Raw genomic sequence first — 18,762 nt, forward strand, 5'->3', positions numbered from 1 at the left:
TGACCCTTCAATGCCCCCTTCTTTTGAAGGGGGCTTTTTTGCTTTCGTGCCGTGTGTCACGACGCAGCGCGTTAAATTTTGTAACCATCCCCTCCATGAGGGAGAGTAACGATGGCATTTTGTTTCATTTCAGCTTACCTTAAGCGAACACGTTCACGAACAGCCGATATCCCAGTCCATCAAAAGATGTTTCAGTGATAGGGCCGCTGACGGATGAACGCCAACGGTGATCATCTGACCGAGTTCCTGGAGGACTCATGAAAATTGCCCCACCCATCGCAGCCTCTCTGGCCAGTGTTTTCGGTATCCGCAAGCCGTCCGATGGCGATCCGCCGGAATCCCGTTCGTTTCAGCCTTCCATGTGGCCGGATTTTCTGGCCAGTGAACCCGGTCGGCCGGTGCGCGTGATCCTCATCGATGACGATCCGCACATCCGGCGCGTGATCGCTGGTGAGCTGGTGTCTGACATGCGCATCGACATGGTCGGTCAGGCTGACAGCTTGCGCGACGGTCGCCGGCTGATCTCCATGTGTGAATTCGACGTGATGATCGTCGACCTGAATCTGGGTGACGGTTCGGGCTTTGACCTGATCGAACACATGAAGCAGGTGAGGCCCCAGGCCGAGGCGATCGTGGTGTCGATCATGGACGACGAAGTCCGTGCCATGCGCGCCTTCGAGCTGGGCGCCACCGGCTATCTGGTCAAGAACTCCTGGTTTGGCAGCTTCACACAGGCGGTGCTGCAGGTGTTCAACGGTGGTGCGTCGATCACTCCCAGTCTGGCGCGCCGGCTGTTGCTGAAGCTGGAGCAGCCCGCATCGCAACTGCCGGTGCTGGAGCGTGATGGTTCGGCCCGTCAGGCCCTGTCGGATCGGGAGCGCGAAGTGCTCCGGCTGGTGGCGATAGGACACACCAGCAATGAGATCGCGACCAAGCTTTCGCTCAGCGTGCAGACGGTCAACACCCACATCCGCAACATCTACCGCAAGCTGCACGTCAAGTCACGCGCCCAGGCGGTCAATCTGGCGGCGCACCAGAGGTTGATCTGATCCGGCCTCGACCGGTTGACCTGAACGCATGATGCCTACAGGTCCAGCATGTCGTCACACCACATCGGCCCCCTGGTCGGACTCTTCTCGGTCACACTGACTGTTGGGTTCCTGACGGTTTACGGCGGCGGGCGCGAGAGCAAGCGCGCTGACGTGGCCATGGCCTGCGGACTGCTGGCCTGGGTGGTGTACATGTTGTGGATCGGGCGCTTCGCCGACGAGCCACCCGACGCCGTCGACCTGTTCGTCGAGCGCATCGGACTCCAGGTGTGCCTCTCGGCGGCCACCGTGCTGGTGCTGATGGTTGTGCCCCTGTCTTCGCAACGCTTCTGGGGCCTCGCTGGGACGCAGGCGCTGGGCGGTGTGTTGTCGCTGTGGCTCTGGGCTGCCACCTCGCTGGCCGCCTGGTTGACCGTCTGGCGGGTGTTCAACCTCATTTTTGTGGGTGTGTTGCTGGTCGTGCTCGCGCGACCGCTCCTGCGTCGCCCGAGGGCTGTGGCCTGGGGGCGATTTCTGTTGTCGGCATTGTTGATGCTGTGCCCTGGTTGCCGTGTGGCCCGTGGCAGCGGTTCCGTGGCTGGCTCCGGCGGGTGCGTATGCCTATCCGGCCGCTCTGGTGTGCGCCTGGTGGATGTTGTCCGGGCGGTTCGGAGGCCGGGGTGTCCCGTTTCAGCACTCAGCCGCCGCCGAAGAAGGCGGTCATGAGGAGCGGCAGCGCATTGCCCAGGACGTGCACGATGGCGTGGGCGCCCACCTGGTGGCGATCCTGTCGTCGCTCGATGCGCGGGACCCGGAGCAGAGGGCGCTCGCGTTGTCGCTGGAGCAGTGCCTGCTGGACCTCAAGATCATGGTGGACGGCCTGTACGAGGACGTGACCCATCCGCTCGAAGCGCTGGCCATGCTGCGTTACCGGGTTCAGCCCTGCCTGGACCGCATGGGCATTGCCATGGTGTGGGACATCGGGGACAGTCCGTCCATGGAGCAGCTGTCGCCGCACGCCGTCACACAGTTTCTCAAGATTGCGCAGGAGGCGATCGCCAACGTCATGCGCCATGCCCAGGCGACCGAGATCCGCGTGGTGTGCGAATACGACGAAGCGGACCGGCGCATTGAATTGACCGTCGTGGACAACGGCCGGGGCTTTGACGGGCAGCGGCGTCACCAGGCCGCCCGGAGCAAGGGCCTGGCCGGCATGCAGCGCCGGGCCCTGGACATGGGGGGCACGCTGCAGATCGAGAGCACAGCCGGCCATGGCACGCGTGTCCACCTGACGCTGCCCTGCCCGGACCCGGCCTTCCGAGCGCAGCCGGCGGCGTCGGCGCAGGGCCTTCCTTCGGACGTGTCGGGGCATCCGGACCCGTAGCGACGATGCCTGCGGCTTGTGCACCGCCCGTGGTTGGCACGGGGTGTCCATTGGGGCGAGGGCCGCCCGGCTTGTGGCAAACTGCGCCCCTTCTTGAAGCCCCGCCCACCGTGCGGGCAGGACGACAGGGGTCACATGCACACCATCATCGCGCAGATCGCGCAGGAAATCCGGGTCGGCGTTCACCAGATCAAGGCGGCTGTGGAGCTGCTCGACGGTGGCTCCACCGTGCCCTTCATCGCGCGCTACCGCAAGGAAGCCACCGGCGGCCTGGACGACATCCAGCTGCGCGAACTCGAATACCGCCTGGGCTATTTGCGTGAGCTCGAAGACCGGCGCGCGACCGTGCTGAAAAGCATCGACGAGCAGGGCAAGCTGACGCCCGCGCTGCGAGCCGCCATCGCCGCCGCGCCGACCAAGCAGGAACTGGAAGACCTGTACCTGCCGTTCAAGCAGAAGCGCCGGACCAAGGGCCAGATCGCGCGCGAATTCGGCATCGAGCCGCTGGCGGACCAACTGTTCGCCGACCCGACGCTGGACCCGGCCTTCGAAGCCGCTGCGTTCACAAAACCGCCCGAGGTGCTGGACGACGGCAAGCCCGGCGCCGACTTCTCTACCGTGCCCGCCGTGCTGGACGGCGTGCGCGACATCCTGAGCGAACGCTGGGCCGAAGACGCGGCGCTGCTGCAGAACCTGCGCGAATGGCTCTGGGCCGAGGGCCTGTTGCAGAGCAAGCTGGTGGCGGGCAAGGATGAAAACCACCCTGACGTGGCCAAGTTCCGCGATTACTTCGACTACGACGAACCGATCAGCCGCGTGCCCTCGCACCGTGCGCTGGCCGTGTTCCGTGGCCGCTCGCTGGAGATCCTGGATGCCAAGCTGGTGCTGCCCGAGCCCGAAGCTGTGCTGCTGGCCAGCGGCAAGCCGGCGCCCACGGTGTCGCTGGCCGAGGGCCGCATCGCGCTGCACCTGGGCTGGAGCCACCAGGGCCGCAAGGCCGACGACCTGCTGCGCAAGTGTGTGGCCTGGACCTGGCGCGTCAAGCTCAGCCTGTCCAGCGAACGAGACCTGTTCGCCCGCCTGCGCGAGAGCGCCGAGGCGGTGGCGATCAAGGTGTTTGCCGACAACCTGCGCGACCTGCTGCTGGCCGCACCCGCCGGCCCGCGTGTCGTGATGGGGCTGGACCCGGGCATCCGCACCGGGGTGAAGGTGGCGGTGGTGGACGCCACCGGCAAGCTGGTGGACACGTCCACCGTGTACCCGCACGAGCCCCGGCGCGACTGGGACGGCTCGCTGCACACCCTGGGTCTGCTGGCGCGCAAACACGGCGTGAACCTGATCGCCATTGGCAACGGCACCGCCAGCCGCGAAACCGACAAGCTCGCTGCCGACCTGATCAAGCTGCTGGCCAAAGCCGGCATTGAAGGGGTGCAAAAGGTGGTGGTGAGCGAAGCCGGCGCATCGGTGTATTCGGCCAGCGAGTTCGCCTCGCAGGAAATGCCCGACGTGGACGTGAGCCTGCGTGGTGCCGCTTCCATCGCGCGCCGTCTGCAGGACCCGCTGGCCGAGCTGGTGAAGATCGACCCCAAGAGCATCGGCGTGGGCCAGTACCAGCACGACGTGAACCAGAGCGAACTCGCGCGCACGCTGGAAGCGGTGGTCGAAGACTGCGTGAACGGCGTGGGCGTGGACCTCAACACCGCGAGCGTGCCGCTGCTCTCGCGCGTTTCGGGACTCTCGGCCACCGTGGCCAAGTCGGTGGTGCGCTGGCGCGAAGCCAATGGCGCGTTCAAGAGCCGCCAGCAGTTGCTCGACGTGACCGGCCTGGGTGCCAAGACCTTCGAGCAGAGCGCGGGCTTCCTGCGCATCCGCGGCGGCGACAACCCGCTGGACATGACCGGCGTGCACCCGGAAACCTACCCGGTGGTGGAGCAGATCATCGCCAGGACCGGCCAGCCCGTGGCCGCGCTCATGGGCCGGTCCGACATGCTCAAGACCTTGCGCCCGGAGCTTTTCGCGAACGAGAAGTTCGGCGTGATCACCGTCAAGGACATCCTGACCGAGCTGGAGAAGCCCGGCCGCGACCCGCGCCCGGACTTCCAGGTGGCGCGCTTCAACGACGGTGTGGAAGACATTGCCGACCTGCGCGAAGGCATGGTCCTCGAAGGAACGGTGAGCAACGTGGCCCAGTTCGGCGCTTTCATCGACCTGGGCGTGCACCAGGACGGCCTGGTCCACGTGAGCCAGCTGGCGAACAAGTTCGTCAACGACGCCCGCGAGATCGTCAAGACCGGCGACATCGTCAAGGTCAGGGTGATGGAGGTCGATGTGGCGCGCAAGCGCATCGGCCTGTCCATGAAACTGGGCGATGCGCCGACCCGTTCCGGACGGGACGACGGGGCGCCGCGTGACAACCGGTTTGAGCCTGCCCGTTCGGGCTCACGCTCCGGTGGTGGTCGCCCGGCCGGTGCGGGGCCATCGTCCGCGCAGCCGGCTTCGGCCATGGCCTCGGCATTTGCGCGTCTGCAGGGGATGAAAAAAGGCTGAATCCGGCCCCGGACGTCGGGTGGCGCTGAGCCGCCTGGGCGCATGGGCCTCAGGCTGCGAGACAATCGTGGCCTTATGCAAGCGCTTCGCCTCTACGCCGGTCCCAAGGCACGTCAGCACATCGAACAGCACGGCCTGCGCCCGCAGGACGTGGGCACGGTGCCGGCCGCCGCCGGTGGCCCCAAGGGCCTGATACTGGGTCCGCTGGACCGTTTCATCTTTGGTCACTGGCTGACCCACAGCATCCAGCCGGTGCACCTGGTCGGGGCCTCGATCGGGGCCTGGCGCATGGCGACCGCCTGCCTGCAGGGCACCGCCAGCGCGCTGGAGCGGCTGGAGCGCGATTACATCGCCCAGCACTTTGCGTTGCCCCCGGGCCAGAAGCGCGCGACGGCGGCACAGATCAGCGGCCAGTTCCGCAGCAACCTGCAGACCTTTTTCAGCGGGCGCGTCAGCGAGGTGTTGTTGCACCCGCGCTACCGGCTGCACGTCGTTGCCTCGCGTGGGCGTCGCCTGCTCGCGCGCGACGGGCCACTGCGGACGCCGCTGGGTTACCTCGGTGCGTTTGTGGCCAACGCCGTTCATCGCCAGGCGCTGGGGGGCTGGCTGGAGCGTGTCGTGTTCTCGACGTCCACAGCGGATGGTGCGGCCCGGCCTGATGCGCCGCTCCCGTTTGAGACGACCGACCTGCGCACGCGTCAGGCGCCCCTGCGCGAAGACAACTTCATGGATGCCCTGCAGGCCAGCTGCTCCATCCCCTTCATGCTCCGGCCCGTGCAAGGCATTGCGGGTGCGCCATCGGGGCCCTACTGGGACGGCGGCATCACCGACTACCACCTGCACCTGCGTTACCTGAGCAACCCGGTGGCCCCTCTGGTGCTCTACCCGCATTTCCAGCAGTTGGTGGTGCCCGGCTGGCTCGACAAATCCTGGAAGCGCCGCCACCGGTCCAGCCCCGCGCTGGACCACATGCTGGTGATCGCGCCCGACCCGGCCTGGGTCAAGACACTGCCCAACGGCAAACTGCCCGACCGCGGCGACTTCACGCACTACGGCCAGGACATCACGAGCCGCCAGCGCGTCTGGAGCGGTGCCACCGCCGCCGCCGCGCAACTCGCCGACGAATTTGCCCAGTGGCTGGAGCGACCCGACCTCTCACGCATCGAGGCGCTGTGAGGCGGGCCAACGCTCAGCCGGGTGCGAGGGGATAATTCCGCCCATGGAATCTGTCCCGCGCTACCTCACCGCCGCCCTCTACAAGTTCGTGGACCTGCCCGATGTCGAGGCGCTGCGCGAACCGCTGCAAGCCTGTTGCGATGCGCACCAGGTCAAGGGCACGCTGCTGCTGGCGAGCGAAGGCATCAACGGTACCATCGCCGGCCTGGAGCCGGGCGTGCGTGCGGTGCTGGCGCACCTGCGGGCCGATCTCCGCCTGGCCACGCTGCAACACAAGGAGGCCTGGGCCCACAAGCCGCCTTTCCTGCGCATGAAGGTGCGCCTGAAAAAGGAAATCGTCACCTTGCGCGTGCCCGGGCTGGACCCGAACAAGACCGTGGGCCAGTACGTCAAACCCCAGGACTGGAACGCCCTGGTGGCCGACCCGGACGTGGTGCTCATCGACACCCGCAACGATTACGAGGTCGCCATCGGCACGTTCCAGGGCGCCATCAACCCGAACATCAGGACCTTCACCGAACTGCCCGCCTGGCTTGATGCCCAGCCCGGTTTGCAGGGCGACAGAAAACCCAAAATCGCGATGTTCTGCACCGGCGGTATCCGTTGCGAGAAGTCCACCGCGCTGATGAAGATGCACGGGTTTGATGAGGTCTACCACCTCGAAGGCGGCATCCTCAAATACCTGGAAGAAGTTCCACCCGAGCAGAGCACCTGGGAGGGTGCGTGTTTTGTGTTTGACGAACGGGTGAGCGTGGGTCACGGCCTGCAGCCCGGCCCCCATGAACTGTGTCGCTCCTGCCGCTGGCCGCTGGGTGAACAGGACAAAGCCTCGCCGCTGTACGTCAAAGGCGTGAGCTGCGCGCACTGCCACGACCAGCGCAGCCCCGAACAGAAAGCCCAGCTGGCCGAACGGCAGCGCCAGGTCGAGCTCGCCGAGGCGCGCGGGGAAGTGCACGTGGGTGCGCACATGCCCACCCACGACCCGCGACGGTGAACCGAGCGCCCGTTGCGACTGCATCGCTCGTGTAAAGCGGGTAACGCTTCCACACACACGGCGTTTTCATGCGGGTTTGTCCCTAGACTGGCCTGCCCTAACGACTCTCAAGGAGTGTTCATGAAACGTCTGATTCCTTTGTTCGCCGTGGCCACGCTCGCCGCTGCCTCCGCTTCTGTTCAAGCCGAGGGCCTGTACGGCGAAGTCGGCTACACGCCGCTGAAGCTGGAAAGCCGTGTCGGTGGCCTCGATTTCTCCTCCAAACCGTCCAACGTGCGCGGCATCATCGGCTATGAACTGAACAGCAACCTGGCCGTCGAGGGCATGCTCGGTCTCAGCGCACAGGACTCGTCCGTGAAAGTGAACGGCATCAATTCCGGTGTCAAGGCCGAGGTCGACAACATGGTCGGTGTCTTCGTCAAGCCCAAGATCGAAGTGGTTGAAGGGCTGGAGCTCTTCGGTCGCCTGGGTGCGGCACGCACCAAGCTCTCCGTCGGCAATGAGACCGACAGCGCCACCTCCGTGGCCTACGGCCTCGGTGCAAGCTACCAGCTCACCCCCGCCCTCTCGCTCAACGCCGACTACATGACCTACCACGACAAGGACGACACCACCCTCAAGGGTGTCACCGTCGGGGTCGGCTACAAGTTCTGACGAAAGGCAGCGTCACCACCGTTCTGGCGGGTCCGCCAGAACGGTGGTGCCCCGCCGTTCACCCCACGGACGGCGCTGGCGGCAGCTTGAGCAGGCGGCCGTATTTTTCAGCCAGGTGGCTCTCGGCCCGCTCCAGCATGAAATAGCGGAACGTTCCAGGCACGGATGATGGTGTGCCTTTCACGCCCAGTGTGGCGATCAGGCGTGTTCCAGCTCCAGACCGATGGTGTGTAGCGACGGGAAACTGATGCCCATCCCGGCCATCATGGCCTGCTTGATGGTTTCGTTGCTGGTTATCTCCATCACCACGCGCGGCTCCATGCGCAACGTCTCCAGAAATTTTTCCATCGCGGCGCGCGTGCCGGATCCGCGCTCGCGCAGGATGAAGCCGCAGGGCCGCAGGCTGTCCACCGTGGGGTGGCCCACCTTGAGCAGCGGGTGCTCGGCAAAGGGCTCGGCCCGCGTGGCCAGTTCCTTGGACGGGCGGCCCATGACGGCGATGTCCACCTCGTTGCCGTGCAGCATCTTCACCCGCTGCTCCCGGTTGCCCACGGCGAGCCGGATTTCCGCCCCCTCGTGTTCGTGCTGGAACTCGGCCAGCAGCCGCGGCAGGCAATATTTCGCCGTGCTGACCATGCCGATGGTCAGCGTGCCCACCTCCAGCCGCTGCAGCCGCGCGGCCGCGTCTTCGGCGTCCTTGAGGGTGGCGATCACCTTGCGCGCGTCGACCAGCATGTATTCGCCCGCCGTGGTCAGGGCCACCTGGCGCCCGTTGCGCTCGAACAGCGGCAGGCCCACGTGGCCCTCCGGTTCATTGATCTGCATGGTCACGGCCGGTGGCGTGAGGCGCAAAACCTCGGCGGCCCGGGCAAAACTCAGGGGTTTGGCGACCTCAGTGAAAACCCTGAGTTGGCGGAAGGTGGTGTTCTTAATTAAGTAATCTCTTAACCAAAATGCAAGTAATCATGAATTTACCTTATTTAAGTCCATCCCTATAGTCCGTTCATCACCCCGTGTTTTCGGGGTTTCTGAACAGGTGAATCCATGCTGAACGCCCTGATTTTTGATGTCGATGGCACCCTGGCCGACACGGAAAGTGTGCACCTGGAAGCGTTCAACCACGCCTTCCAGCAGGAGGGGCTGGACTGGCACTGGAGTACCGAAAAGTACACGCAGCTGCTCGATATCTCGGGCGGAAAGGAACGCATGCTGGCCTATTGGCGCTCGGTGGATCCGGACCTGAAAGAGGTGGAGGCCGGAGCGGTCAGCGACACGATCAACCGCCTGCATGAAATCAAGACCGCGTACTACGAAAACGCCGTCAACAGCGGCGCCGTGACGCTGCGCCCGGGCGTGCTGGCGCTCATGAACGAAGCGCGTGGCCAGGGCCTGCAACTGGCCATCGCCACCACCACCTCACCAGTCAACATCGCGGCACTGATGCGCTCGGCCATAGGGCTGGACTGGCGCTCGCATTTTCTGGCCATCGGCGATGCCAGCAATGCCCCGGTCAAGAAGCCGAATCCGCAGGTCTACATGAAGGTGCTGGCCGACATGGGCATGCGCGCGGCCGATTGTGTGGCTTTTGAGGACTCGTCCAACGGCCTGCGCGCGGCCCGGGCAGCCGGTCTGGACACCGTCATCACGCCCAACGGTTTCACTGCTCACCACGATTTCACCGGCGCGCTGCGGGTCGTGCCCGACCTGAGCGAAGTCAATGTGGCGCGGCTCAGGGAATGGCACAACCGCTGAAGCGCCTTCGCGATCTTTCCTTTCACTTTCCAGGCTTTTCATGACCATCCGCATCGCACCTTCCATCCTGTCTGCCGACTTTGCCCGTCTGGGCGAAGAAGTGCGCGCCATCGAGGCCGCCGGGGCCGATCTGGTGCATTTCGACGTGATGGACAACCACTACGTGCCCAACCTCACCATCGGCCCGCTGGTGTGCGAGGCGATCCGCCCGCACGTGAAGATCGGGATCGATGTGCACCTGATGGTCGAACCGGTGGACGCGCTGATCCCGCTGTTCGCCAAGGCCGGCGCCAACATCATCACCTTCCACCCCGAGGCCAGCCGCCATGTCGACCGCACGCTGCAGCTGATCCGTGACCACGGCTGCAAGGCCGGCCTGGTGTTCAACCCGGCCACGCCGTTGTCGCTGATGGACCATGTGATGGACAAACTCGACGTGGTGCTGCTCATGAGCGTGAACCCGGGCTTCGGCGGGCAGAAGTTCATCCCCGGTACCCTGCCCAAGCTGGTGGCGGCCCGCGAGCGCATCGATGCCCACATGGCGGCAGGGGGCCAGACCATCTGGCTCGAAGTGGACGGTGGCGTGAAGGTGGACAACATCGCCGAAATCGTGTCCGCCGGGGCCGACACCCTGGTGGCGGGCAGTGCCGTGTTTGGAGCCCCCGACAACAACGGCGGCTACCACACCGTCATGAAGCAGTTGCGCAAGAACGCGCTGGCCTGAAGCCCGCCCACAGCCATCCATTCAACAACTCCCACGAAAGCCCTCCATGACCACGCGCCGCCGCTTCACCCTCACGCAATACCTGATCGAACAACGCCGCCGTTTTCCCAGCGCCAGCGGCGACTTCAACGCGCTGCTGCTCGACGTCGCCCTGGCCTGCAAGGCCATCGCACGCACGGTGGCTTTTGGCGACCTGGGCAGCATGCTCGGTCAGCCGGCGCCCGAAGTCACCACCAGCGTGAACGTGCAGGGTGAAGAACAGAAGAAGCTTGACGTCATCAGCAACGAGTACTTCACGCAGATGACGGAGTGGGGCGGTCATCTGGCGGGCATGGCGTCCGAAGAGATGGACCACCCGTACCAGATCCCGGCCACCATGCAGCGCGGCAAATACATGCTGGTGTTCGACCCGCTGGATGGTTCGAGCAACATCGATGTGAACGTCACCGTGGGCAGCATCTTCAGCGTTTTGCGCGCACCGCAGGACGTGATCGACAGCGGGCGCGATGTGGTCGAGGCCGACTTCCTGCAGCCCGGCACGCAGCAGCTCGCCGCCGGGTATGCGCTCTACGGCCCGACCACCATGCTGGTGCTCACGGTGGGCAATGGCGTGGCCGGCTTCACGCTGGACCCGAACCTTGGCCAGTTCATGCTCACGCACCCCAACCTGCAGATTCCGGAAGACACCCACGAGTTCGCGATCAACGCATCCAACAGCCGCTTCTGGGAAGCCCCGGTGAAACGTTATGTGGACGAGTGCCTGGCCGGCAAGACCGGCGCGCGCGGCAAGGACTTCAACATGCGCTGGATCGCCAGCATGGTGGCCGAGGCGCACCGCATCCTCATGCGCGGCGGCATCTTCATGTATCCGCGCGACACCAAGGACGCCGCCAAACACGGGCGCCTGCGCCTGCTCTACGAAGCCAACCCGGTGGGCATGATCATCGAGCAGGCCGGTGGCCGCGCCAGCACCGGCCGCGAGCCCGTGCTGACCGTCAAGCCCACCGCGCTGCACCAGCGCATCGGCTTTGTGTTCGGCAGCAAGAACGAAGTGGAGCGCATCGAGCGTTACCACAGCGAGCCGGGCGCCTACAAGGACGACAGCAATCCTTTGTTCGCAGAACGCTCCCTTTTCCGCGCCTGATCGCACACCCAACTTTCATCTCCGGGGACAACACCATGTCAGAACGCCATCCCATCATCGCCATCACCGGTTCCAGCGGCGCCGGTACTTCGACCGTCACACGCACCTTCCAGAACATCTTCCGCCGCGAGAACGTGACGGCCGGGATCATCGAAGGCGACAGCTTCCACCGTTTCGACCGCAAGGAGATGAAGGTGAAAGCAGCCGAGGCCGAAAAAGCCGGCAACAACAACTTCAGCCACTTCGGTGCCGAGGCCAACCTGTTCGGCGAGATCGAGAACCTGTTCCGCACCTACAGCGAAACCGGCCAGGGCAAGTGCCGCAAGTACCTGCACAACGCCGAAGAGGCAGCGCCCTACAAGCAGGACCCGGGCACCTTCACCGCCTGGGAAGACCTGCCCGATGGCACCGACATGCTGTTCTACGAAGGCCTGCACGGCGCCGTGGTCACGCCCGAGCACAACGTGGCGCAGTACCCGGACCTGCTGGTCGGCGTGGTGCCCGTGATCAACCTGGAGTGGATCCAGAAGCTCTACCGCGACAAGAACATGCGCGGCTACAGCGCCGACGCGGTGACCGACACCATCCTGCGCCGCATGCCCGACTACGTGAACTACATCACCCCGCAGTTCCAGCACACGCACGTGAACTTCCAGCGCGTACCGATCGTGGACACCAGCAACCCCTTCGTGGCGCGCGACGTGCCCACCGCCGACGAGAGCATGGTGGTGATCCGTTTCGCCCAGCCCAAGGGCATCGATTTCCAGTACCTGCTCAACATGATCAACGGCTCCATGATGAGCCGCGCCAACACCATCGTGGTGCCGGGCGGGAAGATGGAGCTGGCGATGCAGCTGATCTTCACGCCGTTCATCTGGCGCATGGTCGAGCGCAAGAAAAGAGCGGGTTGACCCCCTGCGCCGCGCCTGATGGCGCGTCACTCCCCAGGGGGCAACGCGAGTGGCCCGGCACAGCCGGGTCCATCGCGCTCCCGGTTGGAGGCACCTCGCGCCGCCGGTATTGAGATTCGAGACAAAAGCATCCCAAGGACAGACCATGACCACACCTTCCCCCGAACTCGCCCGCCAGATGGCCAACGCCATCCGCATGCTCGCTGTCGATGCCGTCGAGAAAGCCAAGTCCGGCCACCCCGGCGCGCCCATGGGCATGGCCGACATTGCCGAGGTGCTGTGGAACCGCCACCTCAAACACAACCCGGTCAACCCGCACTGGCCCGACCGCGACCGTTTCGTGCTCTCCAACGGCCACGGCTCGATGTTGATCTACGCGCTGCTGCACCTCACCGGCTACGACCTGCCGATGAGCGAGCTGAAGAACTTCCGCCAGCTGCACAGCAAGACCGCGGGACACCCCGAAGTGGGCATCACCCCCGGTGTGGAAACCACCACCGGCCCGCTGGGTCAGGGCATCACCAACGCGGTCGGCATGGCGCTGGCCGAGAAGCTGCTCGCGCAGGAGTTCAACCGCGAAGACGAAACCGTCAGCCACCACATCGTCGACCACTTCACCTACGCGTTCCTGGGTGACGGCTGCATGATGGAAGGCATCAGCCACGAAGCCTGCGCGCTGGCCGGCACGCTGCGCCTCTCGAAGCTGGTGGCGTTCTACGACGACAACGGCATTTCCATCGACGGACACGTCGAAGGCTGGTTCACCGACGACACGCCCAAGCGCTTCGACGCCTACGGCTGGCACGTGATCCCCAACGTGGACGGTCACAACCCCGCCGCCATCGAAGCCGCACTGCTGGAGGCGAAGAAGCAGGGTGTGTTGCCCCACGGCAAACCCACGCTGATCTGTTGCAAGACCGTGATCGGCATGGGCTCGCCCAACAAGGCCGGCACGCACGACGTGCACGGCGCCGCACTCGGTGCGGCCGAGGTGCAGGCCACCCGCGAACAACTGGGCTGGACCGCACCGCCGTTCGAGATTCCGGCCGAGATCGCCACCGCCTGGAACGCCACCGAGCGCGGCGCTGCGGCCGAACGCGCCTGGCGCGAACGCTTCGAGGCCTACCGCGCGCAGTACCCGCTGGAAGCGGCCGAGTTTGAGCGCCGCATGGCCGGTGATCTGCTGCCCGCGTTCGCCGACAAGCTGCCCGAGGTGCTGGAGGCCATCGCCGCCAAGGCCGACGCTTTCGCCACCCGCAAGTCCAGCCAGAACGCGCTCGACGTGCTGGCACCGCTGGTGCCCGAGTTCTTCGGCGGCAGTGCCGACCTGACCGGCTCCAACCTCACCAACTTCAAGGGTTGCGTGAAGGCCGGGCGCGATGCCTGGGGCAACCACATGAGCTACGGCGTGCGCGAGTTCGGCATGGCCGCGATCATGAACGGCATCGCGCTGCACGGCGGCTACATCCCCTACGGCGGCACCTTCCTCACGTTCAGCGACTACAGCCGCAACGCGATCCGCATGGCCGCGCTGATGAAGCAACGCGTGATCCACGTGTTCACGCACGACTCCATCGGCCTCGGCGAAGACGGTCCCACGCACCAGAGCGTGGAGCACGTGCCCAGCCTGCGCATCATTCCCGGCCTGGACGTGTGGCGTCCGGCCGATGGCCTGGAGACCGCCGTGGCCTGGGCATGCGCGATCGAACGCCGTGACGGCCCGAGCGCGCTGTGTCTCTCGCGCCAGAACCTGCCGCGCCTGAGCGACGTGTCCATGGTCGCGAAGATCCGCAAGGGCGGCTACGTGCTGGCCGAAGGCAAACACCCGAAGGCCGTGATTCTGGCCACCGGTTCCGAAACCTCGCTGGCGATGGAAGCACACGCGGCGCTCGCTGCCGAAGGCATCAGCACCCGCGTGGTGTCCATGCCCAGCAGCAACGTGTTCGACCGCCAGTCCGAGGCCTACCAGGACATGGTGCTGCCGCTGTCGCTGCCCACGGTGGCGGTGGAGGCTGCGCAACCGGACTTCTGGCGCAAGTACGTGGGCCGCACCGGCGTGGTGGTCGGCATCGCGACGTTCGGCGAATCTGCCCCGGCGAAAGACCTGTACCAGCACTTCGGCATCACCAGCGCCCGCGTGTGCGATGCCGTGCGCACCCTGGTGCACCGCGCGGCGCACCGCCGCGAAGAAGCGTTGCCCGAGCACATCGTTGTCGGATCGCACTGAACCACCCCCGTCGCTGCGCTTCGCCCCTCAAGGTGCAGCGCCTGCGGCCTGGCAAAGCCAGTTCCGCGGCGCTCTGGGTGAGCTGCCCATCGCCCGCAATGCTTCTTCAACCTGATGGTGTTTGATGTGACTGAAAAATATCCCTACGACCTCATCCTGTTCGACCTCGATGGCACGCTGATCGAGACCGCGCCCGAGATCGCCGACGCAGTGAACGACACGCTCAAGCAGTTCGACCTGCCGCCGGTGACCCAGCAACAGGTGAACGACTGGATCGGCCACGGCACGCGCGAGCTGCTGATCCAGGCGCTCGCCTTCACCGGCGACACCACGGCCGACACGGTGCGCCAGTCCGACAGCTTCAAGCTCATCGAGCACGAGTTCGGCAAGCACTACCAGCAGCGCTGCGGCACCCGCAGCCACCTCTACCCGCACGTGCGCGAAACGCTGCAGGCGCTGCGCGCTGCGGGCGTGAAGCTGGTGGTGATGACCAACAAGGAAGGGCGTTATACCCAGACGGTGCTCGATGCGCACCAGATGGCACCCCTGTTCGACCGCGTCATCAGCGGCGACACCTTGCCGGTGAAGAAGCCCAACCCGGCTGGTATCACCGACTGCCTGAAGCAATTCGGCATGAGCAGTGATCGTGCGCTGTTCGTGGGCGACTCCAGTATCGACGTGGCCACCGCACGCAACGCGGGCATCGCCGTCTGGGCGCTGCCCTATGGCTACAACATGGGCGAGCCCATCGAGGCCTGCAACCCCGACCGCGTGATCCCCGACTTTTCGGCGTTGACCACCTCGCTCTCGGCCCGCGACACCGCGGCGAGTGCCTGAACGCCTTTTCTTATTTTCTTTATCCATCGAGGAGACTTCCCCATGACCATCAGGATCGGTATCAACGGCTTCGGGCGCATCGGGCGCATGGTGTTCCGTGCCGTCACGCAGGAAGCCGAGTTCAAGGACATCGAGGTTGTCGGCATCAACGACCTGCTGGAGCCCGAGTACCTGGCCTACATGCTGCAATACGACAGCGTGCACGGTCGCTTCAAGGGCACCGTGGCCGTCGAGGGCAACCACCTGGTCGTCAACGGCAAGAAAATCCGCCTGACCGCCGAGAAAGATCCCGCCAACCTGAAATGGAACGACATCGGTGCCGACGTCGTTGTCGAGTCCACCGGCTTCTTCCTGACCGGCGATACCTGCCAGAAGCACATCGATGCCGGTGCGAAAAAGGTGGTGCAGTCCGCGCCATCGAAGGATGCAACACCGATGTTTGTCTACGGCGTGAACCACGCCAAGTACGCGGGCGAGGCCATCGTGTCCGCTGCGTCCTGCACCACCAACTGCCTGGCCCCCGTGGCCAAGGTGCTCAACGACAACTTCGGCATCAAGCGCGGCCTCATGACCACCGTGCACGCCGCCACCGCGACACAGAAGACCGTGGATGGCCCCTCCAGCAAGGACTGGCGCGGCGGACGCGGCATCCTGGAGAACATCATTCCCTCGTCCACCGGTGCCGCCAAGGCCGTGGGTGTGGTGCTGCCCGAACTGAACAAGAAGCTCACCGGCATGGCCTTCCGCGTGCCCACCTCCGACGTGTCGGTGGTGGACCTGACGGTCGAGCTGAACCAGGAAGCCAGCTACGAAGACATCTGCAAGGCCATGAAGGCGGCCTCGGAAGGCGCGCTCAAGGGCGTGCTGGGCTACACCAGCGACAAGGTCGTTTCCACCGATTTCCGCGGCTGTTCCATGCCTTCGATTTTTGACGCTGAAGCCGGCCTTGCACTCGACAGCACCTTCGTCAAGGTCGTGTCCTGGTACGACAACGAGTACGGCTACACCTGCAACATGATGCGCTTCGTGCAGCACGTCGGTCGCCACTGATCGGGAGGACCACCATGAAATTCCTCCGATTCAGCGATGTCTGCGCCAGCGGTTTCGCCCGCGGCAAACGCGTCTTCATCCGCGCCGACCTCAACGTGCCCCAAGACGACGAAGGCAAGATCACCGAAGACACGCGCATCCGCGCCAGCATGCCCGCCATCCAGATGGCGCTGGACGCCGGTGCCGCCGTCATGGTGACCTCGCACCTGGGCCGCCCCACCGAAGGCGAGTTCAAACCCGAAGACTCATTGACCCCTGTCGCTGCCCGCATGGGCCAGCTCATGGGCCGCAACATCCGCGTCGTCGCCAACTGGGTGGATGGCGACTTCTCCGTGGCGCCCGGTGAGGTGGTGATGCTGGAGAACTGCCGCCTGAACAAAGGCGAAAAGAAGAACAGCCCCGAACTCGCCAAGAAGCTCGGTACCCTGTGCGACATCTTCGTGCACGACGCCTTCGGCACCGCGCACCGCGCCGAGGGTACGACCTACGGCATCGCCGAGACCGCGCCCATCGCCTGCGCCGGCCCGCTGCTGGCGGCCGAGATGGACGCGATCGGCAAGGCGCTCGCCAACCCGAAGCGCCCGCTGATCGCCATCGTCGCCGGCAGCAAGGTCAGCACCAAGCTCACCATCCTGCAGGCGCTGGCCAAGAACGTGGACGGCCTGATCGTCGGCGGCGGCATCGCCAACACCTTCATGCTCGCGGCCGGTCTGAAGATCGGCAAGAGCCTGGCCGAACCCGACCTGATCGGCGAAGCCAAGGCCGTGATCGAAGCCATGAAAGCGCGCGGCGCCGCGGTGCCGATCCCGACCGACGTGGTCTGCGCCAAGAGCTTCAGCCCCGACGCCGTGGCGACGGTCAAAGCCGCCACCGACGTGGCCGACGACGACCTGATCCTGGACATCGGCCCGCAGACCGCGGCGTTGCTGGCAGAGCAGTTGAAGAAGGCCGGCACCATCGTCTGGAACGGCCCGGTGGGCGTGTTCGAATTCGCCGCCTTCGAGAACGGCACCAAGGTGATTGCGCACGCGATTGCCGAGAGCAGCGCCTTCAGCATCGCCGGCGGTGGCGACACCCTGGCCGCCATTGCCAAATACGGCATCGAGAAAGATGTGGGCTACATCTCCACCGGCGGTGGTGCCTTCCTCGAGGTGCTGGAAGGCAAGACCTTGCCGGCGTTCGAGGTGCTGGCGCGCCGGGCCGAGACCCCCTGATTCACGACTTCATTTCATCTTTCCAAGGACATTCCCCATGGCCCTCATTTCCCTCCGCCAACTGCTCGATCACGCCGCCGAGCACAACTACGGCCTGCCGGCCTTCAACGTCAACAACATGGAGCAGGTGCAGGCCATCATGCAGGCGGCCGACAAGGTGAACAGCCCCGTCATCCTGCAAGGCTCGGCCGGTGCGCGCTCCTACGCGGGCGAACCCTTCCTGCGCCACCTGATCGCTGCCGCCATCGAGATGTACCCGCACATTCCCGTCTGCATGCACCAGGACCACGGCGCCGCGCCCGCCATCTGCTTCCGCTCCATCCAGTCGGGCTTCAGCTCGGTGATGATGGACGGCAGCCTGCTGGCCGACGGCAAGACACCTTCAAGCTATGAGTACAACGTGGCAACCACCCGCCAGGTGGTGGACCTGGCCCACGCCTGCGGCGTGTCGGTCGAAGGTGAACTCGGTTGCCTGGGCTCGCTGGAAACCGGCAAGGCCGGCGAAGAAGACGGCCACGGCGCAGAGGGTGTTCTGGACCATTCGTCCTTGCTGACGGACCCCGATGAAGCGGCCGACTTCGTGAGCAAGACCCAGGTGGACGCGCTGGCCATTGCCATCGGCACCAGCCACGGTGCCTACAAGTTCACCAGCAAACCCAGCGGCAAGGTGCTGCGCATCGACCGTGTGAAAGAAATCCACCAACGCATCCCCAACGTGCACCTGGTGATGCACGGCTCCAGCAGCGTGCCGGAAGACTGGCTCGCCATCATCAACCAGTACGGCGGTGACATGGGCGTGACCTACGGCGTGCCGGTGGAAGAGATCGTCGAAGGCATCAAGAACGGCGTGCGCAAGGTCAATATCGACACCGATCTGCGCATGGCCAGCACCGGTGCCATCCGCAAGCACCTGGCCGAAGACCGCAAGAACTTCGACCCGCGCAAGTTCTACAAGGAAGCCACCAAGGCCATGCAGGCGATCTGCGCAGCCCGCTACGAGGCTTTTGGTGCCGCCGGCATGGCCAGCAAGATCACCCAGGTGCACAGTCTGGAGACGATGCAGAAGCGCTACGACAAGGGTGAGCTGGCCGCCAAAGTGGCGTGATCAAAGTGCGGCGCA

General features: G+C 65.1%; 17 protein-coding genes. 16 read left to right on the top strand and 1 reads right to left on the bottom strand.

The annotated features are described in order from the left end of the window. Positions 1-359: 359 nt before the first annotated feature. The 7 genes from AC0GNO_RS03835 to AC0GNO_RS03865 all read left to right on the top strand — a co-directional run bounded on the left by AC0GNO_RS03835 (position 360) and on the right by AC0GNO_RS03865 (position 7,783). Entirely contained in the window at positions 360-1,049 is a 690-nt protein-coding gene (locus tag AC0GNO_RS03835; protein WP_472903423.1) for a response regulator transcription factor, read from the top strand. A 48-nt stretch (positions 1,050-1,097) separates the two neighbouring features. Next, positions 1,098-1,754, top strand: a complete 657-nt coding sequence (locus tag AC0GNO_RS03840; RefSeq protein WP_472903021.1) for a hypothetical protein — start codon at positions 1,098-1,100, stop codon at positions 1,752-1,754. Then, entirely contained in the window at positions 1,681-2,412 is a 732-nt protein-coding gene (locus tag AC0GNO_RS03845) for a sensor histidine kinase (protein WP_472903022.1), read from the top strand. The genes AC0GNO_RS03840 and AC0GNO_RS03845 overlap by 74 nt, the downstream gene beginning before the upstream one ends. A 135-nt stretch (positions 2,413-2,547) precedes the next feature. Next, a complete protein-coding gene (locus AC0GNO_RS03850) occupies positions 2,548-4,959 on the top strand; it encodes a Tex family protein (RefSeq protein ID WP_472903023.1) in 2,412 nt (803 codons plus the stop codon). Between the two features lie 75 nt (positions 4,960-5,034). Further along, positions 5,035-6,135, top strand: coding sequence for a patatin-like phospholipase family protein (locus tag AC0GNO_RS03855; protein ID WP_472903024.1), 1,101 nt, complete (start codon positions 5,035-5,037; stop codon positions 6,133-6,135). 43 nt (positions 6,136-6,178) lie between these two features. Beyond that, entirely contained in the window at positions 6,179-7,129 is a 951-nt protein-coding gene (trhO, locus tag AC0GNO_RS03860) for an oxygen-dependent tRNA uridine(34) hydroxylase TrhO (protein ID WP_472903025.1), read from the top strand. Between the two features lie 120 nt (positions 7,130-7,249). Continuing rightward, the gene (locus tag AC0GNO_RS03865) at positions 7,250-7,783 is read left to right on the top strand and encodes a porin family protein (protein WP_472888331.1); all 534 of its coding nucleotides are present in this window, start codon (positions 7,250-7,252) and stop codon (positions 7,781-7,783) included. A gap of 198 nt (positions 7,784-7,981) precedes the next feature. On the opposite strand, the gene AC0GNO_RS03870 is transcribed toward AC0GNO_RS03865, so the two are convergent. Next, positions 7,982-8,716, bottom strand: a complete 735-nt coding sequence (locus AC0GNO_RS03870; RefSeq protein ID WP_472903424.1) for a LysR substrate-binding domain-containing protein — start codon at positions 8,714-8,716, stop codon at positions 7,982-7,984. Between the two features lie 114 nt (positions 8,717-8,830). Here AC0GNO_RS03870 and AC0GNO_RS03875 point away from each other — a divergent pair, with 114 nt between their 5' ends. From AC0GNO_RS03875 to fba, 9 genes are all read left to right on the top strand, one after another. Further along, positions 8,831-9,535, top strand: coding sequence for an HAD-IA family hydrolase (locus AC0GNO_RS03875; RefSeq protein ID WP_472903425.1), 705 nt, complete (start codon positions 8,831-8,833; stop codon positions 9,533-9,535). 40 nt (positions 9,536-9,575) lie between these two features. Next, on the top strand, positions 9,576-10,259 hold the full coding sequence (gene rpe / locus AC0GNO_RS03880) for a ribulose-phosphate 3-epimerase (RefSeq protein WP_472903026.1): 684 nt from the start codon (positions 9,576-9,578) through the stop codon (positions 10,257-10,259). Between the two features lie 46 nt (positions 10,260-10,305). Beyond that, a complete protein-coding gene (locus tag AC0GNO_RS03885) occupies positions 10,306-11,403 on the top strand; it encodes a class 1 fructose-bisphosphatase (protein ID WP_472888329.1) in 1,098 nt (365 codons plus the stop codon). Between the two features lie 35 nt (positions 11,404-11,438). Continuing rightward, complete coding sequence (locus AC0GNO_RS03890) at positions 11,439-12,314, top strand: phosphoribulokinase (protein WP_472903027.1); 876 nt, start codon at positions 11,439-11,441, stop codon at positions 12,312-12,314. Between the two features lie 145 nt (positions 12,315-12,459). After that, positions 12,460-14,541 (top strand): transketolase, encoded by a 2,082-nt coding sequence (gene tkt, locus AC0GNO_RS03895; RefSeq protein WP_472903028.1) that lies wholly within the window; start codon positions 12,460-12,462, stop codon positions 14,539-14,541. 126 nt (positions 14,542-14,667) lie between these two features. Continuing rightward, positions 14,668-15,378 (top strand): phosphoglycolate phosphatase, encoded by a 711-nt coding sequence (locus tag AC0GNO_RS03900; protein WP_472888326.1) that lies wholly within the window; start codon positions 14,668-14,670, stop codon positions 15,376-15,378. Positions 15,379-15,420: 42 nt separating this feature from the next. Continuing rightward, positions 15,421-16,428, top strand: a complete 1,008-nt coding sequence (gap, locus tag AC0GNO_RS03905) for a type I glyceraldehyde-3-phosphate dehydrogenase (protein WP_472903029.1) — start codon at positions 15,421-15,423, stop codon at positions 16,426-16,428. 14 nt (positions 16,429-16,442) lie between these two features. Further along, the gene (locus AC0GNO_RS03910; RefSeq protein WP_472903030.1) at positions 16,443-17,642 is read left to right on the top strand and encodes a phosphoglycerate kinase; all 1,200 of its coding nucleotides are present in this window, start codon (positions 16,443-16,445) and stop codon (positions 17,640-17,642) included. Between the two features lie 37 nt (positions 17,643-17,679). Beyond that, positions 17,680-18,747 (top strand): class II fructose-bisphosphate aldolase, encoded by a 1,068-nt coding sequence (gene fba / locus AC0GNO_RS03915; RefSeq protein ID WP_472903031.1) that lies wholly within the window; start codon positions 17,680-17,682, stop codon positions 18,745-18,747. The last annotated feature ends 15 nt before the right edge of the window (positions 18,748-18,762 follow it).

The sequence above is a fragment of the Hydrogenophaga sp. L310 genome, from assembly GCF_055703065.1.